Source organism: Streptomyces qaidamensis (assembly GCF_001611795.1).
In the GTDB taxonomy this organism is placed as follows: domain Bacteria; phylum Actinomycetota; class Actinomycetes; order Streptomycetales; family Streptomycetaceae; genus Streptomyces; species Streptomyces qaidamensis.
Genome location: NZ_CP015098.1, coordinates 2,834,581 through 2,859,608 on the forward strand (window position 1 = coordinate 2,834,581; position 25,028 = coordinate 2,859,608).

The 25,028-nt window shown below is 71.9% G+C and carries 23 protein-coding genes; 16 read left to right on the forward strand and 7 right to left on the reverse strand.

The window, feature by feature from the left end:
* Positions 1 to 26 precede the first annotated feature (26 nt).
* Both A4E84_RS12420 and A4E84_RS12425 read left to right on the forward strand, forming a co-directional pair.
* The gene (locus tag A4E84_RS12420) at positions 27 to 497 is read left to right on the forward strand and encodes a GNAT family N-acetyltransferase (RefSeq protein ID WP_062926628.1); all 471 of its coding nucleotides are present in this window, start codon (positions 27 to 29) and stop codon (positions 495 to 497) included.
* 18 nt (positions 498 to 515) lie between these two features.
* Positions 516 to 1,331, forward strand: a complete 816-nt coding sequence (locus tag A4E84_RS12425) for a serine hydrolase domain-containing protein (RefSeq protein ID WP_062926629.1) — start codon at positions 516 to 518, stop codon at positions 1,329 to 1,331.
* Here the strand turns inward: A4E84_RS12425 and A4E84_RS12430 are convergent.
* On the reverse strand, positions 1,328 to 1,984 hold the full coding sequence (locus A4E84_RS12430) for a pirin family protein (RefSeq protein ID WP_107308486.1): 657 nt from the start codon (positions 1,982 to 1,984) through the stop codon (positions 1,328 to 1,330). The two genes, A4E84_RS12425 and A4E84_RS12430, sit on opposite strands and share 4 nt — an antisense overlap.
* A gap of 61 nt (positions 1,985 to 2,045) precedes the next feature.
* On the opposite strand from A4E84_RS12430, the gene fasR reads away from it, so the two are divergent.
* The 5 genes from fasR to fabF all read left to right on the forward strand — a co-directional run bounded on the left by fasR (position 2,046) and on the right by fabF (position 6,979).
* Positions 2,046 to 3,251 (forward strand): fatty acid biosynthesis transcriptional regulator FasR, encoded by a 1,206-nt coding sequence (gene fasR, locus A4E84_RS12435; protein WP_033306127.1) that lies wholly within the window; start codon positions 2,046 to 2,048, stop codon positions 3,249 to 3,251.
* An 89-nt stretch (positions 3,252 to 3,340) separates the two neighbouring features.
* A complete protein-coding gene (locus A4E84_RS12440) occupies positions 3,341 to 4,273 on the forward strand; it encodes an ACP S-malonyltransferase (RefSeq protein ID WP_062926630.1) in 933 nt (310 codons plus the stop codon).
* A gap of 16 nt (positions 4,274 to 4,289) precedes the next feature.
* Positions 4,290 to 5,291, forward strand: a complete 1,002-nt coding sequence (locus A4E84_RS12445; RefSeq protein WP_062926631.1) for a ketoacyl-ACP synthase III — start codon at positions 4,290 to 4,292, stop codon at positions 5,289 to 5,291.
* Positions 5,292 to 5,372: 81 nt separating this feature from the next.
* Complete coding sequence (locus A4E84_RS12450; protein WP_003989952.1) at positions 5,373 to 5,621, forward strand: acyl carrier protein; 249 nt, start codon at positions 5,373 to 5,375, stop codon at positions 5,619 to 5,621.
* An 86-nt stretch (positions 5,622 to 5,707) separates the two neighbouring features.
* Positions 5,708 to 6,979 (forward strand): beta-ketoacyl-ACP synthase II, encoded by a 1,272-nt coding sequence (fabF, locus tag A4E84_RS12455; protein ID WP_062926632.1) that lies wholly within the window; start codon positions 5,708 to 5,710, stop codon positions 6,977 to 6,979.
* Between the two features lie 157 nt (positions 6,980 to 7,136).
* On the opposite strand, the gene A4E84_RS12460 is transcribed toward fabF, so the two are convergent.
* Positions 7,137 to 7,631: a DUF3145 domain-containing protein gene (locus A4E84_RS12460; RefSeq protein ID WP_031131293.1), complete on the reverse strand. Its 495-nt coding sequence runs from the start codon at positions 7,629 to 7,631 to the stop codon at positions 7,137 to 7,139.
* A 260-nt stretch (positions 7,632 to 7,891) separates the two neighbouring features.
* Between A4E84_RS12460 and A4E84_RS12465 the strand changes: the two genes are divergently transcribed.
* Both A4E84_RS12465 and A4E84_RS12470 read left to right on the forward strand, forming a co-directional pair.
* Positions 7,892 to 8,779 carry an SGNH/GDSL hydrolase family protein gene (locus A4E84_RS12465; RefSeq protein WP_062926633.1) on the forward strand — a complete coding sequence of 296 codons (888 nt, stop codon included), beginning with the start codon at positions 7,892 to 7,894 and terminating at the stop codon, positions 8,777 to 8,779.
* 27 nt (positions 8,780 to 8,806) lie between these two features.
* Positions 8,807 to 9,778: an aldose epimerase family protein gene (locus A4E84_RS12470; RefSeq protein ID WP_062926634.1), complete on the forward strand. Its 972-nt coding sequence runs from the start codon at positions 8,807 to 8,809 to the stop codon at positions 9,776 to 9,778.
* 81 nt (positions 9,779 to 9,859) lie between these two features.
* Here the strand turns inward: A4E84_RS12470 and A4E84_RS12475 are convergent, their stop codons facing one another.
* Positions 9,860 to 12,337, reverse strand: coding sequence for a beta-glucosidase H (locus A4E84_RS12475; RefSeq protein ID WP_062926635.1), 2,478 nt, complete (start codon positions 12,335 to 12,337; stop codon positions 9,860 to 9,862).
* A 64-nt stretch (positions 12,338 to 12,401) separates the two neighbouring features.
* Here A4E84_RS12475 and A4E84_RS12480 point away from each other — a divergent pair, with 64 nt between their 5' ends.
* Positions 12,402 to 12,989, forward strand: coding sequence for a TetR/AcrR family transcriptional regulator (locus A4E84_RS12480; protein ID WP_062926636.1), 588 nt, complete (start codon positions 12,402 to 12,404; stop codon positions 12,987 to 12,989).
* A gap of 137 nt (positions 12,990 to 13,126) precedes the next feature.
* Positions 13,127 to 14,359, forward strand: a complete 1,233-nt coding sequence (locus tag A4E84_RS12485; RefSeq protein WP_062926637.1) for a pyroglutamyl-peptidase I — start codon at positions 13,127 to 13,129, stop codon at positions 14,357 to 14,359.
* Here the strand turns inward: A4E84_RS12485 and A4E84_RS12490 are convergent.
* Positions 14,310 to 15,137 (reverse strand): EI24 domain-containing protein, encoded by an 828-nt coding sequence (locus A4E84_RS12490; RefSeq protein WP_062926638.1) that lies wholly within the window; start codon positions 15,135 to 15,137, stop codon positions 14,310 to 14,312. The genes A4E84_RS12485 and A4E84_RS12490 overlap by 50 nt on opposite strands.
* A gap of 143 nt (positions 15,138 to 15,280) precedes the next feature.
* Between A4E84_RS12490 and A4E84_RS12495 the strand changes: the two genes are divergently transcribed.
* Positions 15,281 to 17,854, forward strand: a complete 2,574-nt coding sequence (locus tag A4E84_RS12495; protein WP_062926639.1) for a M14 family zinc carboxypeptidase — start codon at positions 15,281 to 15,283, stop codon at positions 17,852 to 17,854.
* Entirely contained in the window at positions 17,851 to 18,996 is a 1,146-nt protein-coding gene (locus A4E84_RS12500) for a serine hydrolase domain-containing protein (RefSeq protein WP_062926640.1), read from the forward strand. Before A4E84_RS12495 ends, A4E84_RS12500 begins: the two co-directional genes overlap by 4 nt.
* Before the next feature lie 68 nt (positions 18,997 to 19,064).
* Here A4E84_RS12500 and A4E84_RS12505 read toward each other — a convergent pair whose 3' ends face one another.
* Complete coding sequence (locus A4E84_RS12505) at positions 19,065 to 19,484, reverse strand: organic hydroperoxide resistance protein (protein WP_062926641.1); 420 nt, start codon at positions 19,482 to 19,484, stop codon at positions 19,065 to 19,067.
* 94 nt (positions 19,485 to 19,578) lie between these two features.
* Entirely contained in the window at positions 19,579 to 20,601 is a 1,023-nt protein-coding gene (locus tag A4E84_RS12510) for an NADP-dependent oxidoreductase (protein WP_062926642.1), read from the reverse strand.
* Positions 20,602 to 20,703: 102 nt separating this feature from the next.
* On the opposite strand from A4E84_RS12510, the gene A4E84_RS12515 reads away from it, so the two are divergent.
* Positions 20,704 to 21,153, forward strand: coding sequence for a MarR family winged helix-turn-helix transcriptional regulator (locus A4E84_RS12515; protein ID WP_062926643.1), 450 nt, complete (start codon positions 20,704 to 20,706; stop codon positions 21,151 to 21,153).
* A 539-nt stretch (positions 21,154 to 21,692) separates the two neighbouring features.
* On the opposite strand, the gene A4E84_RS43225 is transcribed toward A4E84_RS12515, so the two are convergent.
* Positions 21,693 to 22,508 (reverse strand): SCO2400 family protein, encoded by an 816-nt coding sequence (locus A4E84_RS43225; RefSeq protein WP_062926644.1) that lies wholly within the window; start codon positions 22,506 to 22,508, stop codon positions 21,693 to 21,695.
* Positions 22,509 to 22,754: 246 nt separating this feature from the next.
* On the opposite strand from A4E84_RS43225, the gene A4E84_RS12525 reads away from it, so the two are divergent.
* Both A4E84_RS12525 and A4E84_RS12530 read left to right on the forward strand, forming a co-directional pair.
* Positions 22,755 to 23,918 carry a mandelate racemase/muconate lactonizing enzyme family protein gene (locus A4E84_RS12525; protein ID WP_033306141.1) on the forward strand — a complete coding sequence of 388 codons (1,164 nt, stop codon included), beginning with the start codon at positions 22,755 to 22,757 and terminating at the stop codon, positions 23,916 to 23,918.
* Entirely contained in the window at positions 23,915 to 24,919 is a 1,005-nt protein-coding gene (locus tag A4E84_RS12530; RefSeq protein ID WP_062926645.1) for a zinc-dependent alcohol dehydrogenase, read from the forward strand. Before A4E84_RS12525 ends, A4E84_RS12530 begins: the two co-directional genes overlap by 4 nt.
* Positions 24,920 to 25,028: the final 109 nt, after the last annotated feature.

Consider the following 25,028-nt stretch of genomic DNA (forward strand, 5'->3'; position numbering starts at 1 on the left):
GATCCGGATGGTTAGCGTACGGACTCATGAGTGTTGTACGTCGCGCCCTGCCCGCCGACGCCGAGGAAGTCCTGCGCCTGCGTCAGGTCATGATCGACGCGGTGTTCGCCTCTGATCCCTCCGTCGCCTGGCACGGGGAGTCCCTCCCCACTCTCAGGGCCAGACTCGGTGAACCGGACGGGGACTTCGTGGCGTTCGTCGTCGACCACCCCGAGCGGCCGGGGGCGCTGGCCTCCCTGGTGGCCGGGACGATCGACTACCGCATCGGCAAGCAGGGAGATCCGCACGGCATGGTGGGCTTCGTGTTCAGCGTCGCCACCGACCCGGACGCGCGGCGCCGGGGTTACGCGCGGGCCTGCACGACCACGTTGCTGGAGTGGTTCCGCGAGCGCGGTGCCCGGCGCGTGCAGCTCACCGCCTCGCCGGAGGCCGAGCCGCTGTACGTCTCCCTCGGCTTCCGGCCCAAGCCCAACCCCTTGCTGGAACTCACGCTCTGAACGCATAGGCTCGAACGCATGTCGCTGAAGAGCCTCGCCCTGATCGAGAACTGGCCGGTTCCCACCGCTGCGGCGGGTGCCGTACGAGCGGACGGCACCGTCCTCGGCACCCACGGGCCGGCCGGGCAGCGGTTCCCGCTCGCGTCGGTGACCAAGCCGCTGGCCGCCTACGCCGTGCTCGTCGCGTACGAGGAGGGGGCCGTCGAGTTCGACGAGCCGGCGGGTCCCCCCGGGTCGACGGTCCGGCACCTGCTCGCGCACACCTCGGGCCTCGCCTTCGACGAGCACAAGGTCACGGCCCCGCCCGGGGAGCGGCGGCTGTACTCCAACGCCGGCTTCGAGCAGTTGGGCGACCATGTCACGAAGGCCACCGACATCCCGTTCGGGGAGTACCTGCGGCAGGCCGTGCTGGAGCCGCTGGGCATGACCTCGACGACCCTGGAGGGCTCCCCCGCCAAGGACGGGGTGTCGACGGTCGAGGACCTGCTGCGGTTCGCCGCCGAGGTGCAGGCGCCGCGGCTGCTGGATCCGCGCACGGTCGCCGAGGCGATGACCGTGCACTACCCGGGCACCAAGGGCGTCCTGCCGGGGTACGGCCACCAGAACCCCAACGACTGGGGACTCGGCTTCGAGATCCGCGACTCCAAGTCGCCGCACTGGACGGGCTCGTCGTCCTCGCCGCGCACGTTCGGGCATTTCGGGCAGTCGGGTACGTTCCTGTGGATCGACCCGGACGCGGGCGCGGCCTGCGTGGCGCTGACGGACCGGGCGTTCGGACCGTGGGCGACCGAGGTGTGGCCTGCGTTCACGGACGCTGTGCGGGCCGAGCTCTAGCGCTGCCCCATCTCCCAGATCAGCAGCTCCGCCCCGGTCGCGCCCTCGGCCTCCAGGCCTTTGGCGTCCGTGATCCGGGCCGCGTCGCCGGCGCCCAGCTCCTCGCCGTCCAGGTGGATCTCTCCGCGTACGACGTGCACGTACGCGTACGCCCCGTCCGGCACCGCCGTCCGCTCCCCGGGGCCGAGGCGCCGCACGTGCAGCATCGCGCCGGCCTCGGGGACGGCGTAGGGCGTCGAGTCGGCGATGCCGCGGACGACCTCGTAGGACGGGTCGCCGCCGGGCCGCAGCGGGGCCAGCCACATCTGGACGAAGGTCAGGGGCTCCGGGCCGTCGTTGCGCTCCACGTGCCGCACGCCGCCCGCCGAACTGAGCCGCTGCACATCGCCGTGCCGTACGACCGACTCGTGCCCGGTGGAGTCCCGGTGGGTCAGCTCACCCTCCACCACCCAGGTCACGATCTCGGTGTGGCTGTGCGGGTGCTCGTCGAACCCCGCCCCGGGCGCCAGCCGCTCCTCGTTGCACGCGAGCACCGCGCCGAAACGGAGGTTGTCCGGGTCGTAGTGGGACCCGAAGGAGAAGGCGTGCCAGGTCTCGATCCCTGCGGCCGGATCCCCTCCGGGGTAGCGCTCGCCCGCGCGCCTCACGTCCATCACGGAGTCCACCGTAGACCCGGCGGCCCACCTTCCCGTCCTGATAAGGCAGTCTTGTCCCGTGCCCGAACCCGAAACCGGTAAGAACGAAGCCGCAGCCCACGACGTCCATCCGCATGCCGCGACGCTGAAGCGGCTGGAGAAGTCGTCCGGATCGCTCGCCGCGCAGGCCATCGCGCGGATGGACGAGACGCTGCCCTGGTACCGGGCCATGCCCCCGGAGAACCGTTCCTGGATCGGTCTGGTCGCACAGGCGGGCATCGCCGCGTTCACCGAGTGGTTCCGGTATCCGGACGCCCCGCAGGCCATCTCCACCGACGTGTTCGGCACCGCGCCCCGCGAGCTGACCCGGGCGATCACCCTGCGCCAGACCGTGGAGATGGTGCGCACCACCATCGAGGTCATGGAGAGCGCGATCGACGAGGTCGCGGCCCCCGGCGACGAGCGGGTGCTGCGCGAGGCGCTGCTCGTCTACGCCCGGGAGATCGCCTTCGCGACGGCCCAGGTGTACGCGCAGGCCGCCGAGGCACGGGGTGCCTGGGACGCCCGGCTGGAGTCCCTGGTCGTGAACGCCGTGCTCAGCGGCGAGGCCGACGAGGGGGCGGTGTCGCGGGCCGCCGCCCTCGGGTGGAACTCGCCGGAGCACGTGTGTGTGGTGCTCGGGACGGCGCCCGACGGGGACAGCGAACTGACCGTCGAGGCGATACGGCGCGCGGCCCGGCACGCGAAGCTCCAGGTGCTCACCGGCGTGCTCGGCGACCGGCTGGTCGTCATCGCGGGCGGCAGTGACAACCCGCTGGCCGTCGCCAAGTCGCTCATCGGACCGTTCGCCGCCGGGCCGGTCGTGGCGGGCCCGGTGGTGCCCGACCTGCAGGCCGCGACCCGGTCCGCGCAGGCCGCCGCGGCCGGGCTGAAGGCGTGTTCCGCCTGGCAGGACGCCCCGCGCCCGGTCCTGGCGGACGACCTGCTCCCGGAGCGGGCGATGGCCGGTGATCCCTCGGCCCGTGAGCAGCTGGTGGAGGAGATCTACAGACCGCTGGAGGAGGCCGGGGCCGCGCTCCTGGAAACCCTCAGTGTCTACCTCGAACAGGCGAGCAGTCTGGAGGGCGCCGCCCGGATGCTGTTCGTTCATCCCAACACCGTCCGCTACCGGCTTCGACGTGTGACTGACGTCACCGGTTGGTCACCCTCCGATGTACGCTCTGCGTTCACACTGCGGATCGCGTTGATCCTGGGGCGTCTGGTCGATGGAGATCTCCAGCCCTAAGGTTTTGTCGGGGCTCGACAAACCCCCCCCGTGTTCTTCGTCCTTGTCCCCACGGGCGGCCGTGCCCGTCCCCAAGAGAGAGTGTGAGAGTGCTCGTACTCGTCGCTCCCGGCCAGGGCGCTCAGACGCCCGGCTTCCTGACTGAATGGCTCGACCTCCCCGGTGTCCGCGGTGCCCTGGAGGCATGGTCCGACGCCGCGGGGATCGACCTGATCCGTTACGGCACCGAGGCCGACGCGGAGGAGATCCGCGACACCGCGGTGGCGCAGCCGCTGCTGGTCGCGGCCGGACTGGCGTCCGCGCAGCTGCTCTTCGACGACCCGGCCGACCTGTCCGGGAAGGTCGGTGCCGTCGCCGGGCACAGCGTCGGCGAGATCACCGCCGCCTCGCTCGCCGGGGTGCTCCCGCACGAGGAGGCCCTCCGCCTGGTCCGCACCCGCGGGCTCGCCATGGCCGAGGCCGCCGCCGTCACCGAGACCGGCATGGCCGCGCTGCTGGGCGGCGACCCCGCCGTGACGGTTCCGCACCTGGAGAAGCTGGGCCTGACGCCGGCGAACATCAACGGCGCGGGCCAGATCGTCGCCGCCGGCACCAAGGAGCAGATCGCCGCGCTGGAGGCGGACAAGCCGGAGGGCGTGCGCAGGGTCGTCGCGCTGAAGGTCGCCGGCGCGTTCCACACGCACCACATGGCTCCCGCGGTCGACACGCTGGCGAAGGCCGCCGAGGCCTTGGCGCCCGGTGACCCGAAGCTCCCTTACGTCTCCAACAAGGACGGGCAGGCCGTCGCCGGCGGCACCGAGGTGCTGGAGCGTCTGGTCGGCCAGGTCGCCAACCCCGTCCGCTGGGACCTGTGCATGGAGACCTTCAAGGGCCTCGGCGTCACGGCCCTGATCGAGCTGTGCCCCGGCGGCACCCTCACCGGCCTCGCCAAGCGGGCCCTGCCCGGCGTGAAGACGCTGGCCCTGAAGTCCCCCGCCGACCTCGACGCGGCCCGCGAGCTCATCGCCGAGCAGAGTGCCTGAGAAGGAGCCCGAGAGCATGGCGAAGATCAAGCCCAGCAAGGGCGCCCCGTACGCGCGCATCCTCGGCGTCGGCGGCTACCGCCCGACCCGGGTCGTGCCGAACGAGGTGATCCTGGAGACGATCGAGTCGTCCGACGAGTGGATCCGCTCGCGCTCCGGCATCGAGACGCGGCACTGGGCCTGCGACGAGGAGACCGTCGCCGCGATGTCGATCGAGGCATCAGGCAAGGCCATCGCCGACGCGGGCATCACCGCCGAGCAGATCGGCGGCGTGATCGTCTCGACCGTCTCGCACTTCAAGCAGACCCCGGCCGTCGCCACCGAGATCGCCGACAAGCTGGGCACCGCCAAGGCCGCCGCGTTCGACATCTCGGCGGGCTGCGCGGGCTTCGGCTACGGCCTCACGCTCGCCAAGGGCATGGTCGTCGAGGGCTCGGCGGAGTACGTCCTGGTGATCGGGGTCGAGCGGCTGAGCGACCTGACCGATCTGGAGGACCGCGCGACGGCCTTCCTGTTCGGCGACGGTGCCGGCGCGGTCGTGGTCGGCCCGGCGAAGGAACCCGCGATCGGCCCGACCGTGTGGGGCTCGGAGGGCGACAAGTCCGAGACCATCAAGCAGACGGTGCCGTGGACGGACTACCGCGACGGGACGGTCGAGAAGTTCCCCGCGATCACCCAGGAAGGCCAGGCGGTGTTCCGCTGGGCCGTGTTCGAGATGGCGAAGGTCGCCCAGCAGGCGCTGGACGCGGCCGGGATCAGCGTGGACGACCTGGACGTCTTCATCCCGCACCAGGCCAACGTGCGGATCATCGACTCGATGGTGAAGACCCTGAAACTGCCGGAGCACGTCACCGTCGCCCGTGACATCCGCACCACCGGCAACACCTCGGCCGCCTCGATCCCGCTCGCGATGGAGCGGCTCCTGGCGACCGGAGAGGCGAAGAGCGGCGACACCGCGCTCGTCATCGGCTTCGGGGCGGGTCTCGTCTACGCCGCGACTGTCGTTACCCTCCCCTAGGCACTCCGTGCCGGATCATGCGATCCGGTGCGGGCGGAAACACCTGCCACACCCTCTGAATATCTACGAAGGAGCGCCGACATGGCCGCCACTCAGGAAGAGATCGTCGCCGGTCTCGCCGAGATCGTGAACGAGATCGCCGGCATCCCGGTTGAGGACGTCCAGCTGGACAAGTCCTTCACCGACGACCTGGACGTCGACTCGCTGTCCATGGTCGAGGTCGTCGTCGCCGCTGAAGAGCGTTTCGACGTCAAGATCCCCGACGAGGACGTCAAGAACCTCAAGACCGTCGGTGACGCGACCGACTACATCCTCAAGCACCAGGGCTGATCAGCCGATCAGGCCCTTGGGCTGACTGCCCCGCCACCCGGCGGTGGCGCCGCTTAATCCTCGGATCCGTTGGAGAAAGAATTCCCGTGAGCTCGACCAATCGCACCGTGGTCGTCACCGGTATCGGCGCAACCACACCGCTGGGTGGCGACGCAGCCTCTACCTGGGAGGGCCTCATCGCCGGACGTTCCGGCGTGAAGCCCCTTGAGCAGGACTGGGCGGCCGACCAGGCCGTCAGGATCGCGGCCCCGGTCGCCGTGGAGCCGACCGAGGTCATCCCGCGGCCGCAGGCCCGCCGCCTGGACCGCTCGGCGCAGTTCGCGCTGGTCGCGGCCAAGGAGGCCTGGGCCGACGCCGGTTTCGAGGCGAAGGCCGGCGAGGACCCGGCCATCGACCCCGACCGGCTCGGCGCGGTCATCGCCTCCGGTATCGGCGGCGTGACGACACTGCTCGACCAGTACGACGTGCTGAAGGAGAAGGGCGTCCGCCGCGTCTCCCCGCACACCGTGCCCATGCTGATGCCCAACAGCCCGTCGGCCAACGTGGGTCTGGCCGTGGGTGCCCGGGCGGGCGTGCACACGCCGGTCTCCGCCTGTGCCTCGGGCGCCGAGGCCATCGGCTACGCCATCGAGATGATCCGCACCGGCCGTGCCGACGTCGTCGTCGCCGGTGGCACGGAGGCGGCGATCCACCCGCTGCCCATCGCCGCGTTCGGCAACATGATGGCGATGTCCAAGAACAACGACGACCCGCAGGGCGCGTCGCGCCCCTACGACACCGCCCGCGACGGTTTCGTCCTCGGTGAGGGCGCCGGTGTCGTGGTCCTGGAGTCCGCCGAGCACGCCGCCAAGCGCGGTGCCCGGGTGTACGCCGAGGCGGTCGGGCAGGGCATCTCCGCCGACGCGCACGACATCGTGCAGCCGGAACCGGAGGGACGGGGCATCTCGCACGCCCTGCAGAACCTGCTGGACCGCAACGACCTGGACCCGGCGGAGATCGTGCACGTCAACGCGCACGCGACGTCGACGCCGGCCGGGGACATCGCCGAGCTGAAGGCGCTGCGGAAGGTGTTCGGCGACGACGCGGACCACTTCGCGGTGTCCGCGACGAAGTCGATGACGGGGCATCTGCTGGGAGGCGCCGGTGGTGTCGAGACGGTGGCGACCGTGCTCGCGCTGTACCACCGGGTGGCTCCGCCGACGATCAATGTGGAGAACCTGGACCCGGAGGCGGAGGCGAATGCCGACGTCGTCCGTGGGGAGGCTCGGAAGCTGCCCGTCGAAGGCCGTATCGCCGCGTTGAACGACTCGTTCGGGTTCGGTGGGCACAACGTGGTGCTGGCGTTCCGGACGGTTTGATTCGCCCTTACGGCGAGTGGCCCGGACTCTTCTTGAGTCCGGGCCACTCGCCGTTTTGTGTCGTGTTGTGTGCCGGGTGCGGGCCGGTGGGGGTTGTTCGCGCCGACGCGGCGGAGCCGCACGTCGAAACAGCCCCGCGCCCCTGAAGACAAAAGCCCTATACCACCTGGTGCAACCAGCGGACCGGGGCGCCTTCGCCCGCGTAGCGGAACGGTTCCAGTTCGTCGTCCCAGGGCTTGCCGAGCAGCTTGTTGAGTTCGGCCTCCAGGTCGGTCTCCCCCTGTCTGCTGCGCTGCAGGGCCGCTCTGAGCCGGTCCTCGGGGATGAGGATGTCGCCGTGGATGCCGGTGACGGCGTGGTAGATGCCCAGGTCGGGGGTGCAGCTGTAGCGCTCGCCCTCGGCGGTGGCGCAGGGTTCCGCGGTGACCTCGAAGCGGAGGAGGTGCCAGCCGCGGAGCGCCGAGGCCAGCTTGGACGCCGTGCCCGCCTGGCCCTGCCAGGAGAACTCCGAGCGCCAGGTGCCCGGGGCGGCCGGCTGACGGATCCAGTCCAGGCTGACGCGTGTGCCGAGCACCCCGGCGACGGCCCACTCGACGTGCGGACACAGCGCGCGCGGCGCGGAGTGCACGTACAGAACTCCACGTGTCGTCACCGGAACCTCCGGGCAGAGCGGGACATGGTGCAAACGGGCGGAACGGCTGTGACCGGGCGGGTCACGTTGATGGCGAGGCTACCGTGCGGGGGCGCAAGGAGTGTGACGTACGGTCGGTCCAGGTGCCGGGAAACGCCTGCCATTCACCCAGGGGGACGCTTGTACGGGTGTGAGCCGTTGCACCTGACCGGTCGGGAACCCTCGTGCGTTGTTATGGGTTGGGGGAGACAGGCACGGCGCGGCGAGGGGATGGACCAGGGATGCGGAAGCGAGGCCGTCGTACACGGGGCGTTCTGGCCGTGGTCGCGGCGGGCGTGCTGGGGGTCGCCGGGTGTGATGCGGTGGGGGGCGATTCCGCCGCCCCGTCCGAGCCCGCGAAGCCGTCCCCGACGCCCACGCCCCTGTGGGATCGCAGCCCGGGTTCCGTCGCGGCCGTCGGTGACTCCATCACACGCGGGTTCGACGCCTGTGACGTGCTGTCGGACTGTCCGGAGGCGTCCTGGGCGACCGGTGGCAGTCCTGAGGTCGACTCGCTCGCGGTGCGGCTGCTGGGGAGGGCCGGGGCCGCGCGGCGGAGCTGGAACTACGCCGTGAGCGGGGCCCGGATGGCCGATCTGCCCGGACAGATGGCCCGGGCGGTGGGGCGCAGGCCGCAGTTGGTGACGGTGATGATCGGGGCGAACGACGCCTGCCGGTCGACGCCCGCGGCGATGACTCCGGTCTCGGCCTTCCGTGCCGACTTCGAGGACTCTCTGCGCTCCCTGCGCAAGGCCCTGCCCAAGGCGCAGGTGTTCGTGGCGAGCGTGCCGAACCTGAAGCGCCTGTGGTCCGAGGGCCGCACCAGCCCGATGAGCAAGCAGGTGTGGAAGCTGGGCATCTGCCCGTCGATGCTGGGCGACCCGGACGCCCTGGACTCGGCGGCCACCCTGCGGCGCAGCACGGTGCAGAAGCGGGTGGAGGACTACAACAAGGTCCTGAGGGACGTCTGCGCCGAGGACAAGCGCTGCCGCTACGACGGGGGCGCGGTGTACGACTACCGCTTCGGCACCGCCCAGTTGAGCCGCTGGGACTACTTCCACCCCAGCGTGAACGGACAGGCCCGGCTGGCGGAGATCGCCTACCGCACCGTCACCGCGAAGAGGCCCTGAGGCGGACCCTGGCCTAGAGTTCCGCACATGAACGAACTCTTCGGAACACTTTCCGACGGGACCCCGGTTCACCGCTGGACCCTGGAGCGGGCCGGTGTACGGGTGCGGGTCCTGTCGTACGGCGGGATCGTGCAGTCCGTGGAGGTGCCGGACCGCAAGGGCCGGGCCGGAAACGTGGTGCTGGGGTTCCCGGACTTCGACGGCTACCTGGCCCACCCGGAGCCGTACCTGGGTGCCCTGGTCGGGCGGTACGCCAACCGCATCGCCGGGGGCCGGTTCACCCTGGACGGGCGGACGTACGCGCTGGAACCGAACAACGGGCCGAATTCGCTGCACGGCGGAGTACGCGGCTTCGACCAGCGCGTGTGGGAGGCGGAGCCCGTGGAGCACGGCGTGCGGCTGACGCGGATCAGCCCGCACGGCGAGGAGGGCTTCCCGGGGCGGCTGGAGGTATCGGCGACGTACACGCTCGACGAGAGCGGTGCGCTGCGGATCGCGTACGAGGCGGTGACGGACGCGCCGACCGTGGTGAACCTGACCAACCACAGCTACTTCAACCTGGCCGGTTCCGGTGACGCGGGCGGCCACGAACTGTGGCTGGCCGCCTCCCGGTACACGCCGGCCGACGAGGACCTGATTCCCGTCGGCGCTCCGGACGAGGTGACCGGCACACGCTTCGACTTCCGCGAGGCCCGCAAGACCGGCTCCGGCTACGACCACAACTTCGTGCTCGACAAGGGTGTGACGGACACTGCGGTGGAGGTCGCCGAGCTGCACGACCCGGCGTCCGGGCGGGTGCTGACGGTGGCGACCACCGAGCCGGGCCTCCAGCTGTACACCGCCGACCACCTGGGCGATCCCTTCGCGCCCGGTGACGGCATCGCGCTGGAGACCCAGCACTTCCCCGACTCGCCGAACCGGCCGGACTTCCCGACGACGGTGCTGCGGCCGGGCGGAGTGTTCCGCTCGGAGACGGTGTACGGGTTCGGCACCCGCTGAGGGGGCCCGTGACAGACCTGGTGCCCCGGTCCGGAGGTCAGGTCCCGGACCGGGGCCGCTGGTGGGGAAACCTGTCCCGGATCAGACGTTAATCGTCGCGGTGATCCTGCGGTCCGTGATCGAGCGTCCGACCTGGATCTCGTACGAACCCTTCACAAACGACCACGAGCCGGTCGCTTCGTCCCAGATCTCGAAGGCGCGGCGCGGCAGTTCGACCGTCGCCTCGGCGCCGGCACCCGGTGCGGCCTCGACGCTCGCGAAGCCGGCCAGCCAGCGTGCCGGGCGGGTGGGGTCGGGGTCGGCCGGGGAGAGATAGACCTGGACGACCTCGCGGCCGGGGCGGTCGCCGGTGTTGCGGAGGCGGACCTTCGCCGTGGTCGTCCCGGCGGCCTCCGCCACCTCGACGAAGTCGTAGGTCCAGTCGGTGTAGCCGAGGCCGTGACCGAAGGGGTAGGCGGGGCTGCGGCCGTGTTTCTCCCAGGCGCGGTAGCCGATGAAGACGCCCTCGTCGTAGGGGAGTTCGCCGTTCTCCGGGACGACCTGGGTGACCGGGGCGTCGGTGAGGCCGCCCCAGGTGGTGGGCAGGCGGCCGCCGGGCTCGTGGGCGCCGGTGAGGACCTCGGCGAGGGCCGCGCCGCCCTCCTGGCCGGGGAACCAGGACAGGAGCACGGCGGCGACGTCGTCGCGCCACGGCAGCTCCACCGGGGAGCCGGAGTTGACGACCACGACGGTGTTCGGGTTGGCGGCGGCGACGGCGCGGACCAGGTCGTCCTGACGGCCGGGCAGGCGCAGGTCGGTGCGGTCGAAGCCCTCGGACTCCACGCGGTCGGTGGTGGCCACCACGACGACGGCCGTGTCGGCGGCCCGGGCGGCCTCGGCGGCCTCGGCGATCCGCTCGTCGGCGTCGTGCTGCGGGTCCTGGTGGGCGAGGGTGAAACCGATGACCCGCAGGGGGTGGTCGTCGAGCGGCGGGACCGTGTAGGTGAGGGAGACCTCGACCGGTTCGCCCGCGGTGAGTTCGACCCCGGCGTGAGGGACCGGCGGGCCGAAGAAGGTCAGGAAGGGGTCGTCCCCGGCGGGGCGCTGGACGTCGTCGTAGTACGTGGTGCCCGCGACGGTCAGCCGGAAGGGGCCGAGGCCCTTGATGCCGAAGGTGTGTGTGCCGCTCTCGCGCGGGGTGAAGGTGCCGGTCAGTTCGACGGTGTGCAGGTTCTCGTGGGTGACGCCCTCGGGGAGGTCCGCGCCCATCCACTGGATGTGGCCGCTGGGGGCCGAGCGCGCGCCGAGGACCTGGCCGGCCGCGTCGCGGCAGACGGCGCGCAGCTCGAAGCCCCGGTCCGCGATGGGGAGTTCGGTGTACGGGTCGGCGCCGAGGGTGTAGGTGAGGGTGCCGTCGGGGAGGGCGGCGGTGAGGCCGTCGAGCGGGGAGACGACCCGGGCGGGGAAGACGGTGGCGGAGCCGCCGCCGAGGACACGGGCGTCGCGGGCGGCGGCGCCGATCAGCGCGACCCGGCCGGGCCTCAGCGGCAGGGCGCCGTTCTCGTTGCGGACGAGGACGAAGGAGCGGCGGGCGATCTCGCGGGCGAGCGCCTCACCGTCGACGCCGCCGGGCGGGTCGGTGACGACCGGTTCGGCCCCTTCGAGGACACCGACCCGGGCGGCGAGGCGCAGCACGCGGCGGACGGCCTCGTCGACCAGGGCCTCGTCGGCCTCGCCGTCGCGCACGGCCCGGGCGAGGGCCTCGCCGAAGACGGTGCCGGGGCCGGGCATGGCGATGTCGAGGCCGCCGGCGAGGGCGCCGGTGGTGGAGCGGGCGGCGGTCCAGTCGGAGACGTTGACCCCGTCGAAGCCCCATGCGCCGCGCAGGACCTCGTTGACCAGGTAGTGGTGCTCGGTCATGGTCGGGCCGTTGACGGAGTTGTAGGCGGTCATGATGCCCCAGGGGTGGGCGTTCTCGACGATCGCCTCGAAGGGGGCCAGGTACAGCTCGCGCAGGGCGCGTTCTCCGACGAGGTTGTTGACGGTGAAGCGGTCGGTCTCGGCGTCGTTGGCGACGAAGTGCTTGACGGTGGTGCCGACACCGCCGGACTGGACGCCGCGGACGTACTCGGTGCCGATCCGCCCGGTGAGGTACGGGTCCTCGCTGTAGGCCTCGAAGTGGCGGCCGCCGAGCGGGGAGCGGTGCAGGTTGACCGTGGGGGCGAGCAGGACGTGGACGCCTTTACGGCGGGCCTCCTGGGCCAGCAGCACGCCGGCCCGGTGCGCGAGGCCGGGATCCCAGGTGGCGGCGAGGGCGGTCGGCGAAGGCAGGGCGACGGACGGGTCGTCGGCGCTCCAGTGCACTCCGCGGACGCCGATCGGGCCGTCGGACATGACCAGTGAGGCCAGTCCGGCCTCCGGCAGCGCGGGCAGGCTCCACATGTCCTGGCCGGCCAGCAGCCGCGTCTTGGCGTCCAGGTCGAGCTTGCCGAGAGCGGCCTCGACCGCCGCCTCACGCCGTACCTCTGCTGTCTCCGCCACGTCGGCACCTCCACGTCGAAAGCCGCTGGATGTCACCATCGTGCACGGGTCACCTGTGAGACGGTAGGTTTCGTTATCTTTTCGTAATAATCGACGGTTCGACATGTCGTACGGTGACGCCATGACGGCCAGGACGAGGAGCGAGGAACGGCGCGCGGAGATCGTGCGGGCCGCTCTGGAGGTGATCGCCGAGCGCGGTTACCGGGGGGCGAGCCTGGCCGCGGTCGCCGAACGGGTCGGGCTCACCCAGCAGGGGCTGCTGCACCACTTCCCGACCAAGGAGGCACTGCTGGTGGCGGTGCTCCAGGAGCGGGACCGCTGGGACGCGCTGCCCGCCGGCCGGCTGCGCCTGGACCTGCTGGCCTCCCTGGTCGAGTACAACGCCATGCGGCCCGCCATCATCCAGACCTTCTCGGCGCTGCTCGGCGAGAGCGTGACGGAGGAGCACCCGGCCCGGGCGTACTTCACGGAGCGCTACGCCGGGGTGCGGGCAGGCATGGCCGGGGTGCTGCGTGCCGAGTACGGCGACCGGCTGCCGAGCGGCCTCACCCCCGAGCGGGCCGCCCCCCTCCTCGTGGCGGTCCTGGACGGGCTGCAGTACCAGTGGCTGCTGGACCCGGAGTCGGTCGACATGGCGTCGGCGTTCCGGGACTTCCTGACCTTGCTCGGCGAGGGCGAGGGCGACGGCTGAACCGGCCGGCTACCGCGGTGGGGGTGAGGGGTGAGGGGTTCCCCTGAGCCCCGCCCATGGCGTCGACCACACCCGTCACGCGATACTGCGGTCCGTCCGGCACCGCCCCCCCACCGCGACGGAAGGCCCCAACCCCCTTGAACTCCATACGTGTTCGCCTTGGCGTCCTCGGCCTCGCCCTGCTGACCGGTCTCACCACCCCGACGGCCGCGAGCGCCGCCCCGGCGGCCCCCTCCCCCACCGTCGAGGAGCAGCGGCTCGGCAGAGCCGCCCCGCAGGAGATCCTGCGCCGCTCCGGATTCGACACCGTGGCCCCGGGGCTGGCCCGGGCGCTGGAGGCGGCCCGCACCTACGGGGAGGCCCGCCGGGCGGTCGCGCGCGAGGGTGCGCGGCTGTGGCAGCGTGCCGTCGACCGGGCGCAGGGGCGCGGGCCAGCCGGCGGGGACCTGAGCCGGGACGACGACCGGCCGCTGTACTGGGCGCGGCTCGGCATGACGCGTGAAGTGCGCACCTGGGAGCCGGGCTTCGGTCTGACGGACGGACAGCGGGCCGCACTTCTGGACGAGTTGGAGCGCTCCTCACGCGGGCAGAACGCCATCCGCTATCCGCACGGCAAGGGCCTGAAGCGGATCCTGCTCACCGGCTTCGACCCGTTCACGCTGGACCGGGACGTCCGTATCTCCAACCCGTCCGGCGCCACCGCGCTGGCCCTCGACGGCACGGTGATCGCGACGGCGGACGGCCCGGCCCGGATCGAGACGGCCGTCTTCCCGGTGCGCTGGCAGGACTTCACCGAGGGCACGGTGGAGCGGACCCTGCGGCCGCACCTGCCGGAGGTCGACCTCTTCACGACGGTGAGCCAGGGCCGGGTCGGGCGCTTCGACATCGAGCGGACCAACGGGGCCTGGCGGGGCGGCTTCGGGGACAACGAGAACGTCGGCCGCACCGAGACCGTCCCGGTCGCCGACCCCGCCTCGCAGCCCCAGTGGACGACGACCACGCTGCCGTACGCGGCGATCGTCGCCGCCCCCACCGGCCGCTTCCCCGTGTACGACAACACGAGCGTCACCGAGATCCCGGCGGGCGGTACCCAGCCCGTCGTGCGCCCCGACGGGCCCACCCCCGGCTCGGCCGCCCGCGCGGGCGGCGGCGGGGACTACCTCTCCAACGAGATCGCCTACCGGGCGACGCTGCTCCGGGACCGGCTCGGGCTGCGTGACACGCTGCCGGGCGGGCATGTGCACACGCCGGTGCTGCAGTTCGGTCCCGGGAACACCACCGAGGTCACCGATCCGGAGTTCGTGCGGAACCGGCTGGACATCATCGCCCAGGTGAGGGCGATCCTGAGGGTGGCCGCGGAAGGGTCGTAGCGGCCTGGTCGCCCTTCTCGCCGTCCTCACGGGTCTCCTCGTCCAGCAGGTCACGCGCCATGAGGGTGGCGCCCGCGACCGCGCCGGGCATCAGGAACACCGCGACGAACGGCACCAGGAAGGCCGCGGCGAGGGGCGCGCCGAAGCCCCAGACGAGGGTCTTGCGGGAGCGCAGCAGGGCGAGGCGGGTGCGCAGTTCGACGCTGCGGCGCTGGAGGGCGACGGCGGTCAGTTCCTCGGTGAGGAAGAACCCGGTGACGAAGACCCCGACCACCGGGACGACCGTCTGCCCGACCACCGGGATGAAGCCGCACCCGAACAGCAGCACACCCCACAGGGCGGCCCGCGCCACGATGCGGAGGCTGTCGCGGGCGGAGATCCACAGTTCGCGCCAGAGCGGCAGCCCCGACTCGGGGGCGTGCCCGTCCGGGGAGACGTCCCGGTCGACCTTCTCGGAGAGGTTCTCGTAGAAGGGCTGCCCGATCAGCAGGGTCACCGCGGTGAAGGTGACGACGGCGAGGAGCAGGGAGAGGGCGAACAGCACGGCGGTCAGGAAGCCGCGGAAGAGGCCGGCCCACGGGCTCGACCAGTCGTCGGCGAAGGGCGTCGCCCAGGTCACGGCGTCCTCGCCCCACAGCGCCAGCGCGACCAGCACCGCCGCGTACAGAACGAGGGTGATCAGGCCCGGGACCAGGCCGAAGCCGTAGCTCCTGCCGTGCCGGGCCACCCATCGCTGGCCCTTCAGGAGGTACCGGAAACCTGCCCCTAGATCGCGCATGGAGAAACCCTATCGGGGCGGGCCGGGGCGCTCCTCTACAGGGCCGTACGGGGCTTCGGTGACACCAAGGCGCCCTTGTTGCCATTGAGTCGAACCGGTACACCTCGCCGTACCGATCTCAGGAAGCCCCGGAGGAGGCACGCGTGCGCACCACGAGAAGCGTTCCCGCGAGACCTGCACTGATCGCCGCCCTGGCCCTGGCCACGGCGGGCTCACTCCTGCTCGCTCCCGGCGCGGCCGGCGCCGACCCGTTACCCGTCACCCGCGAGGGCTCCGCCGTGGACGACCGCGCGGCGCGGGCTCCGGCGAGCGCGGCGCGACGCGCGTTGACCGCGGACTCCTCCACCGGCACCACCACCCGCGGCTACCCCCGGCGCCAGACCCTCTCCCCCGACGCTCAGAACCCCGGCGACACGTCCCTGAAGCTGGGTCTCACGCCGTACCACGCGATCGCGCCGAAGCTGAACTCCCTGCAGCGCCTCGGCGACCGGGTCAGCGTGGAGGTGACGGGCCGCTCGGCCGGCGGCCACCGCCTCTACCTCGTCACGGTCACCGCCCCGGAGTCCACCCGGCAGGCCCGCGCCCAGGAGCGGATGCGCGACCTGATCGAGAACGCGCCCGCCGCTGCGGCCACGTCCCGTGAGATCAAGCGGGAGTACAAGACACCGGTCTTCGTCAACAGCAACATCCACGGCAACGAGTGGGAGGGCACGGACGCCTCCCTGAAGGTCGTCGAGCAGCTCGCCACCGCGAAGGACGCGAAGACCAGGGACCTCCTCGCGCGCAGCCGCCTGTACTTCAACATCACGGCCAACCCGGACGGCCGGATCGCCGGGACCCGCGCCAATGCCAACGGCTTCGACCTGAACCGGGACTTCGTCACGGCCTCCCAGCCCGAGACGCGGGCGATGCGGCAGATCGAGATCGGCAAGCAGCCGGCCGTCCTGCTCGACCTGCACGGCTACGTCAACGGCACCCTCATCGAGCCGACGACTCCCCCGCACGGCGAGAACTACGAGTACGACCTCTTCCTGAAGAACAGCTACGCCAACGCCCTCGGCATGGAGTCCGCGGTCAACGCCCTCGGCTACACGCCCGCGAAGGACGGCGTGGAGGCGGCCCAGATCCCCTTCCGCGACCAGGAGGAGGGCTGGGACGACTGGCCGCCGATCTTCACCCCGCAGTACGCGGCCTTCCACGGCACGGTGGCCGCCCACACGGTGGAGATCCCCCTGGCGGTGAACAACGAGGAGTACGACGAGCTGCCGGTGCCGGAGCTGCGCCGCCGTTCGGCGGTCAACACGGCCGTGGCGGGCGCGGCGATCCGCGCGACCCTGGACCACGTCCGCGAGCACCGCGGCACCCTGATCACCGACCAGATCGAGGTCTTCCGCCGTGGCGCGACGGGCGCCGCGCAGGTGCCGGTGTCCCCGCGGACGGTCCCCGGCGTCCCCGGCATCGGCCCGGAGGACGTCTACACGACCACGTTCCCGCGCGCCTATGTCATCCCGCCCGCCGGCGCCCGCACCCAGCGCTCGGGACCCGCCACGGCCCGCCTGGTCGACCACCTGCTGGCCAACGGCGTCCGGGTCACCCGCGCCACCCGCCCCTTCCGGCTCGCCGGACGCACCCACCCCGGCGGCTCGTACGTCGTCGACATGCACCAGCCCAAACGCGGCATGGCGAACGTGCTGCTGGCCGACGGCCGGGACATCAGCGGCAAGGTCTCGGTGATGTACGACATCTCCGGCTGGAGCCTGGGCAGTCTGTGGGGCGCCACGGTCGAGCGGGTGCCGTCGGGCAGCCTGCGGGGCGCTCCCCTGCGCCCGGTCGGCGAGGCCGCACCAGTCGCCCACGTGCCCGCGCACGGCAACCTGCGGCTGCGGCTGACCGATCCGCGCGAGATCGCGGCCCTCAACTCCCTGCTGCGGCAAGGCGTCCCGGTCCGGCTGGCGGCGGACGGCAGCGCGATCGTCCCGGCGTCGGCCCGCCGCGAGGCGCGCACGGCCGCCCGCGCCCACGACGTGCCCTTCACGGCCACCCGCCAGACCGGCACGGCACCGCTGCGCCGCCTCCACGTCGCCGCCGCCGTCACGCCGGGTGAGCTGTTCGCCCTGCGGGAGATGGGCTTCGACGTCACGCCGGTCTCGACGGCCGTCCTGAACGCGGGCTTCGACTGGCCTTCGTCCGGCGCGGACGTGCTGTTCGTGTCCGCCGGCCTGGACCGCGCGGCCTTGACCGCCCCCGCCCGGCAGGCCCTGGACATCTTCCTGGACGGGCACGGCCTGGTCGGCCGGGGCGCGACCGGAGCGGCTCTGAACGCGGCGGCGGGCCGGCTGGCCGTCAAGCCGGTGGAGGGCAACGCGGATGCGAACGGTGTGGTGCGGGTGACGAACTCGGGCGCCGTCACGCGCGACGCGCCGGCCCACGGCTTCGTCTACGCCCCGCTCTGGTTCACCGACCCGGGCCCCGGCGTCCGTGTGGAGCAGTCGTACGCGACCGGGAACCCGCTGGTCTCCGGGCACTGGCGGCCGCTCGGGGACGGCACCGGCGGTCCAGGCGCCGCCTCCGGGCAGGCCTCGGTCGTCAGCGGGGACCGGACGGTCCTGTTCGGTACCGAACCACTCTTCCGGGACCATCCCAAGGGGGAATTCCCGCAGGTGGCGAGGGCATTGTTCACAGTGGCACACAGCGCTTCAGTCAAGGAGAGCGGATGACGCAGGAGATCCACGGCACCGTGGCGGACGGCTTCGAGGCGGTGCGCGAGGAGTTCGCCGCGTTCGTCGCCGGGGAGCGAGCCGACTACGAGGGGCAGCTGTGCGCCCATGTCCATGGCCGGAGGGTCGTCGACCTGTGGGCGGGGACCGGCGCGGACGCCCTCTACGGTGTGTTCTCGTCCACGAAGGGCGCCGCCTACCTGGTCGTGGCTCTGCTCGTCCAGGACGGCACACTCGAACTGGACCGCAAAGTGACGTACTACTGGCCCGAGTTCGCGGCCGAGGGCAAGGGCGCCCTGACGGTGCGGGACCTGCTGGCGCACCGGGCGGGCGTGGTCGGTACGGACACCGGCTTCACGCTCGCGGAGCTGGCCGACGACCGCCAGCTCGCCGAACGCCTCGCCGACCAGCGGCCGTTCTGGCGCCCCGGCACGGCGTTCGGCTATCACGCGCTGGGCGCCGGCGCCCTGGCCGGCGAGGTCGTGCGCCGTGCGACGGGCCGCACGCTCCAGGAGGTCTACCAGGAGCGCATCCGGACCCCGTACGGCCTGGACTTCCACCTGGGTCTGCCCGCGCCCGAGGAACCGCGTTTCCGCACCACCCAGCCGATGGTCCCGACCCCGGACCAGCAGGCCGTCCTGGACGCCACGCCCACGGGCCCGCACTCCCTGGCCTCGATCGCGTTCAACGGCAACGCGGCGGAGCCGACCGACCTCGTCTCCCTCCCGAACATGCCGCTGATCCGCGCCAAGGGCCCGGCGTCGGTGGGCGGGGTGGCGTCCGCGCGGGGCCTGGCGGGGATGTACGCGGCGGCGATCAGCGAGGTGGGCGAGCAGCCGGCGCTGCTGAAGCCCGACACCGTGGCGGAGTTCGGCCAGTTCCACTCGACCGGCTACGACCTGGTGGCCCGGGCCCACAAGTCCTTCGGGCTCGGCTTCCAGATGACGGCTGACACGTGGCACCCGTTCCTCGGCGCCGGGACGATCGGGCACAGCGGTGCGGGCGGCTCCCAGGCCTTCGCGGACCCGTGGAGCGGCCTCGCCTACGGCTACACGCGCCGCCGGTTCGCCTTCCCGGGCGGGGCGGCTCCGGAGAACGGCCGGCTGGTGAGGGCGGTCCACACGGCGGCGCTCGCGCTCTGAGCCCGGACGCGGGCGGAGGCCGCACCCCACGTCCAAGGGTGCGGCCTCCGCGTACGCAACGACTGGGGTCAGACCAGCGTCACGGTGATGTCGCCGCGGGTCGCCTTCGAGTACGGGCAGACACCGTGGGCCTTCTCGATCAGTGAGCGGGCGACCCCACGGTCCACCCTGGGGATGTCGGCCGAGATCTCGACGATGATCCCGAAACCGTCCCCGTTCTTGCCGAGGCCGACCTTGGCGGTGACGGTCGAACCGGTGAGGTCGGCGCCCTCCTCACGGGCGACGACGCCGAGGGCTCCCTGGAAGCAGGCGCTGTAGCCGGCGGCGAACAGCTGCTCCGGGTTGGTCCCGGCGCCGCTGCCGCCCATCTCCTTCGGCGGGTTGACGACGACGTCGAGCCTGCCGTCGTCGGTGGCGACCCGCCCGTCGCGCCCGTTCTCGGCGGTGGCGACGGCGGTGTACAGGACGTCGGACTGCTGGATCGGCATGCGGTTGTGTTCCTTCGGTCGTCCGCCGCGGCTCGCGCCCGGGCCGAGCGGATTCGGAAAAAACTTACCGCATACCGAAAACTGGCAGAAGACGTCAGAGCTTGACGATCATCTTCCCGGTGTTGTCGCCGCGCAGAACACCCAGGAACGCCTCCAGGTTGTTCTCGATGCCCTCGACGACGGTCTCCCGGTACTTCAGCTCGCCGGAGGCGACCCAGGGGGCGACTTCCTGCACGAATTGCGGCTGCAGGTCGTAGTGGTCCCCGACCAGGAAGCCCTCGATGCGGCCGCGGGTCGCGATCAGGCGGGCGAGGTTCTTCGGGCCCGGGGCGGGCTCGGTGTCGTTGTAGACGGAGATCATGCCGCAGACGGTGATCCGGCCGCCCTCGTTGAGGGAGCCGATGGCCGCCTCCAGGTGGTCACCGCCGACGTTGTCGAAGTAGACGTCGATCCCGTCCGGGGCGGCGGCGCGCAGCTGCTGGGCGACGGGTCCGTCCTTGTAGTTGAAGGCGGCGTCGAAGCCGTACTCCTCCGTGAGGAGCTTCACCTTCTCGTCCGACCCGGCGGAGCCGATGACCCGCGAGGCACCCTTCAGCTTGGCGATCTGCCCGACCTGGCCGCCCACGGCGCCGGCGGCACCGGACACGAAGACGGTGTCGCCCTCCTTGAAGGCGGCGGTCCGCAGCAGGCCCGCGTAGGCGGTGAGGCCGGTCATGCCCAGCACACCGAGGTACGTCGACAGCGGCGCGGCCTGCGCGTCCACCTTCACGGCGTTCTTCGCGCCGACGACCGCGTACTCGCGCCACCCGAAGAAGTGCAGGACGTGATCCCCGACGGACAGACCCTCGGCGTTCGAGGCCACGACCTCGCCGACGGCACCGCCCTGCATGACCTTGCCGAGCTCGAACGGGGCGGCGTAGGACTTCGCGTCGCTCATCCGGCCGCGCATGTACGGGTCCACGGAGAGGTACTTGTTCCGGACGAGGACCTGCCCCTCACCCGGCTGCGGGACCTCCGCCTCGACGAAGGCGAAGTCCTCGGGCTTCGGCCAGCCGACGGGGCGGCTCACCAGGTGCCACTCGCGGCTGACGGCGGGGAGGGTGGGGGTGTCGGTCATGATGCGCCTTACCTCACTGACTCGATGCGAATGTTTCAGTACCTGAAACAACCATGCTCCTGAAAATTTCAGGTTGTCAAATAAGCGGGTACCCTCGATGGCATGGCCTCCACCACACCGACGCCCCAAGACATGACCAAGCGCCCGGATCCGCTGACCATTGAGGTCGTCGAGCTGATCGGGGAGGTCGTGGCGCGGTTCCACGAGGACTACGAGTCGGCGGCGGCGGACCATGCCCTGACCGGCGCGCAGGCGCGGCTGCTGAGCCTGCTGTGCCTCGAACCGCTGCCGATGCGCAGGCTGGCCCGGCAGCTGAAGTGCGAGCCGTCCAATGTGACGGGGATCGTGGACCGGCTGGAGGCGCGAGGGCTCGTCGAGCGGCGGCCGGACCCCGCCGACCGCCGCGTGAAGGTGGCGGCGGCCACGGCCGAGGGCCGAAGGGTGGCCCGGAGCCTGCGGGAGTCGCTGCGGTTCGCAGGGGAACCCCTGGCGGGGCTCTCCGAGGCCGAACGCGTGGCGTTGCGGGACACGCTGCGGCGGATGATGGGCTGAGGGCGGGCCGTCCCGGGGATGCGCCGAGGCCGGCCACGAAGCCGGACAGCACGGCGACGACGGGCAGCGCGTGCACGACCCCCAGCGCCCTGCGACCCGCAGCGCCATGCCCGCCGCGTAGAGCAGCGCGCCCGCCGAAGACGGGCCGGCCGCCCCAGCGGTCCGCAAGCCGCCCGGTGAAGACCGACGCCGCGCCTGCGACGGCCATCGCCGTGTACGACATCCGAAGGCCACCAGGTGTCCGTGGCGCTCGAAGTACGGGGGCTGCACGGTCCTGGACAGCCACATGCCCGTGAAGAACAGGAAGGTGAAGGCCGGCGGCTGCCGGTCACCCGCCCGGGGGCGACTTCCTGGCGCGCAAGGCGACTTGTCACGTTCACCCGTCATCGCGGCGACCATCTGGTCCAGGTCGGCGCGCGTGTCGGGTCAGTCGGGAGCGAGTACAGACCGCTCGGCAACGAGTGAACTCCCGGGTGGGCGGGCCGAGGTGACGAGCGATCAGCGGCCAGGCGCCGGTTGCGGACGCCCGGTCAGGGGGCCTAGGTGCACCACCAGAGGAACCGCTTGCAAGGCTCGGACGGGGACGGTTCCGGTTGCGGGGGCTGGGTGGTCGGGTCCGACGTCGGGGCCGGGTCCGGGGGCGGCGGGGCCGCGGTGGGAGCGGATGCCGGGCGGCTGGGGGCGGCGCCCGCCGTGGCCGACTCGGGGTCCTTCGACGGTTCGTCGCCCTCCGGGGACTTCGACTCCTCGTCGTCGGGGGATGCGGAAGCGGACGGAGAGTCAGACGCCTCCGGCGAGGGCGAGCCTGCCGGGCCTTCAGCCCCGGCGGCCTTCCCGCCCGGACCGCTGCCCGGCTTCCCCGCCTCGACCGAGGCGTCCCCGTCCGCCGACTCACCTCCGGCCGCGGCCGGCGTCGGCGTCGAGCTGGGGGCGTCCATGCCGAGTTCCGCGAGGCTCAGGCCGCCCGCCGCCAGCACGAACCCGGCTGCCACGAACAGGGTCCGGCGCCGTCGCCGACGGTGTGCCGCGGCCTTGCGGTCCCGTCGGCTCGCCCCGCCCGGCCCTTCGGCGGCCGGGCCGCGGCCACGCCCACGCCGCCGGGCGGCGCGCCCCAGGTGCTCGTCGTCGCCCTCACCGGCGTCTTCACCGACGTCACCGTCGTCGCCGCGTGTGCCGTCGTACGGGTCGTCGCCGTATCCGTCAGCGGAGGCATCCGGCCCGTCCGGTCCCGGCCCTGCCGGTCCCGCGCCGTACTCCGGCTCGCGCGAACGGCGCAGCGTTTCGGCCGAGGTGCCGCACCCCGGGCAGGCCAGGGCGCCGTTGAGGTGCCGTCGGCACGGGTCGCAGTAGTCCATCTCGCGGGAAGATTAAGTTCCGCGCAGGTCACGTTCCTAGATCCAGCTGTGAAGGTTCTGTAGGGACACACCTCACCCCTGGTTTCGAAACTGTCGAAACCGTTATGCGCGCGACCCATTGACACCCTTGCCGCCGAATCCTTACTGTCACGCCAGCATTTCGAACGTGTGCCGAAATTTCGAACATGGCCCACGGACGGAACACTGACGGAAACTGAGCCGACGAACCTGCGAGGGACAACCGCCGTGCGCATCACCGGAATCAGCACACACGTGGTCGGGACGCCGTGGCGCAACCTGACGTACGTCCAGGTGCACACCGACGAGGGCATCACCGGAGTCGGCGAGACCCGGATGCTGGGACACACCGACGCCCTTCTCGGCTACCTGAGGGAGGCCGAGGCCAATCACATTCTCGGCTCGGACCCGTTCGCTGTCGAGGACCTCGTCAAGCGGATGAAGTACGGCGACTACGGCCGTGCGGGCGAGATCGTGATGTCCGGTATCGCCGTGATCGAGATGGCGTGCTGGGACATCAAGGGCAAGGCCCTGGGCGTCCCCGTCTGGCAGCTGCTGGGCGGCAAGGTCACCGACAAGGTCAAGGCGTACGCCAACGGCTGGTACACCACCGAGCGGACGCCGGAGGCCTACCACAAGGCCGCCCAGGGCGTGATGGAGCGCGGTTACCGGGCGCTCAAGATCGACCCCTTCGGCACCGGCCACTTCGAGCTGGACCACCAGCAGACCCTGTACGCCGTCTCCCTGATCGAGGCGGTCCGCGACGCCATCGGCCCCGAGGCCGAGCTGATGCTGGAGATGCACGGCCGCTTCTCCCCCGCCACGGCCGTGCGCCTGGCCAAGGAGCTGGCGCCGTTCAAGCCTGCGTGGCTGGAGGAGCCGGTCCCGCCGGAGAACCTGAAGGCGCTGGAGAAGGTCGCCGCCAAGGTCGACATGCCGGTCGCCACCGGTGAGCGCATCCACGACCGGATCGAGTTCCGGGAGCTGTTCGAGAGCCAGGCCGTCGACATCATCCAGCCGGACGTCGGCCATATCGGTGGAATCTGGGAGACCAGGAAGCTCGCCGCGACCGCCGAGACCCACTACATGCTGGTGGCTCCCCACAACGTGGGCGGCTCGGTGCTGACCGCCGCGTCCCTCCAGGTCGGCTTCACCTCCCCGAACTTCAAGATCCTGGAGCACTTCAACGACTTCGCCGACGCGGAGATCAAGAAGGTGGTCAAGGGCGCGCCGCAGGTGAACCCGGAGGACGGCTGCTTCCACCTCTCCGACGCCCCCGGCCTCGGTGTGGAGCTGGACGTGGACGCCGCCGCCGAGTTCCCCCAGCAGCAGGCCCGCTTCGACCTCTGGGCGGAGGGCTGGGAACAGCGCAAGCCGAAGGGCTCGCAGTGAGCACGGCTGTCGTCGTCGACGCCCCGGGCGAGCACCGGCTCGTCCCGCACGAGCCCCGGCGGCCCGAGGCGGGCGAGGCCCTGGTGCGGGTGCACGCCTCCGGGATCTGCGGCAGCGACCGCGAGGTCTACCAGGGCAACCGCCCCGAGGGCTATGTGCGCTATCCGCTGACCCCGGGCCACGAGTGGTCCGGGACGGTGGAGGCCGTGGGCGCCGGCGTCCCGGCGTCCCTCGTGGGCCGCAAGGTCGTCGGTGAGGGCTTTCGAAACTGTCAGGTCTGCGACCGCTGCCACGCGGGCGACACGACCCTGTGCAGCGCCGGGTACGAGGAGACCGGGTTCACCCAGCCGGGCGCGATGGCGGCCACGCTGACCCTCCCGGCCCGTCTCCTGCACGCCCTCCCGGACGACTGCGACCTCACGGCCGCGGCCCTCCTGGAGCCCGCCGCCTGTATCGCGGCCGCCGCGCTGAAGGGCAACGCCCAGCCCGGCGAGCGCGTCGCCGTGGTCGGCACCGGCACCCTCGGCATGTTCGCCGTGCAGTTCCTGAAGGCGAACTCGCCGGCCGAGCTGCTGGTCGTCGGCACACGCCGGGACCGGGAGGCGCTGTCGCGGCAGTACGGCGCGACGGACTTCCGGACGAAGGACCAGGAACTCCCCGACGACTTCGACGTGGTGATCGAGACGGCCGGGTCCGCGGACGCCGCCCGGATCTCGGCCGGTCTGCTGCGGCGCGGCGGCCGGCTGGTCCTGACGGGCATCCCGGCGCCCGGCGCCGACGGTCTCGACCCGACGGACCTCGTCGTGAAGCAGCTGGAGGTGCACACCGTCTTCGGTGCTCCGCCGGACGCCTGGGCGCACACGGTGCGGGTGTTCGCCGCCGGGCTGCTCGACCCGCTGCCGCTGGTGACGCACGAGCTGCCCCTCACCGAGTTCTCGCAGGCCATCGAGCTGGTCGGAGCCGGTGATCCCAAGGTGGGCAAGGTCCTGCTCCGCCCCTAGACGTACGCCGGTACGGGGGCAACCTGACGGCTCCCGTACCGGCGTACACCCACCGCATCCGAGCCTCGCCGTACCCGGGGGCTCGCAGTACCCAGAGCGGCGAACCTCG

What these genes read in the sequence shown, in the direction of transcription:
- A4E84_RS12420 (WP_062926628.1), top strand. Translation starts at nt 27, where the DNA reads ATGAGTGTTGTACGTCGCGCCCTGCCCGCCGACGCCGAGGAAGTCCTG.
- A4E84_RS12425 (WP_062926629.1), top strand. Translation starts at nt 516, where the DNA reads ATGTCGCTGAAGAGCCTCGCCCTGATCGAGAACTGGCCGGTTCCCACC.
- A4E84_RS12430 (WP_107308486.1), bottom strand. Translation starts at nt 1,984, where the DNA reads ATGGACGTGAGGCGCGCGGGCGAGCGCTACCCCGGAGGGGATCCGGCC.
- A4E84_RS12445 (WP_062926631.1), top strand. Translation starts at nt 4,290, where the DNA reads ATGGCGAAGATCAAGCCCAGCAAGGGCGCCCCGTACGCGCGCATCCTC.
- A4E84_RS12450 (WP_003989952.1), top strand. Translation starts at nt 5,373, where the DNA reads ATGGCCGCCACTCAGGAAGAGATCGTCGCCGGTCTCGCCGAGATCGTG.
- A4E84_RS12465 (WP_062926633.1), top strand. Translation starts at nt 7,892, where the DNA reads ATGCGGAAGCGAGGCCGTCGTACACGGGGCGTTCTGGCCGTGGTCGCG.
- A4E84_RS12470 (WP_062926634.1), top strand. Translation starts at nt 8,807, where the DNA reads ATGAACGAACTCTTCGGAACACTTTCCGACGGGACCCCGGTTCACCGC.
- A4E84_RS12475 (WP_062926635.1), bottom strand. Translation starts at nt 12,337, where the DNA reads ATGGTGACATCCAGCGGCTTTCGACGTGGAGGTGCCGACGTGGCGGAG.
- A4E84_RS12480 (WP_062926636.1), top strand. Translation starts at nt 12,402, where the DNA reads ATGTCGTACGGTGACGCCATGACGGCCAGGACGAGGAGCGAGGAACGG.
- A4E84_RS12490 (WP_062926638.1), bottom strand. Translation starts at nt 15,137, where the DNA reads ATGCGCGATCTAGGGGCAGGTTTCCGGTACCTCCTGAAGGGCCAGCGA.
- A4E84_RS12500 (WP_062926640.1), top strand. Translation starts at nt 17,851, where the DNA reads ATGACGCAGGAGATCCACGGCACCGTGGCGGACGGCTTCGAGGCGGTG.
- A4E84_RS12505 (WP_062926641.1), bottom strand. Translation starts at nt 19,484, where the DNA reads ATGCCGATCCAGCAGTCCGACGTCCTGTACACCGCCGTCGCCACCGCC.
- A4E84_RS12510 (WP_062926642.1), bottom strand. Translation starts at nt 20,601, where the DNA reads ATGACCGACACCCCCACCCTCCCCGCCGTCAGCCGCGAGTGGCACCTG.
- A4E84_RS12515 (WP_062926643.1), top strand. Translation starts at nt 20,704, where the DNA reads ATGGCCTCCACCACACCGACGCCCCAAGACATGACCAAGCGCCCGGAT.
- A4E84_RS43225 (WP_062926644.1), bottom strand. Translation starts at nt 22,508, where the DNA reads ATGGACTACTGCGACCCGTGCCGACGGCACCTCAACGGCGCCCTGGCC.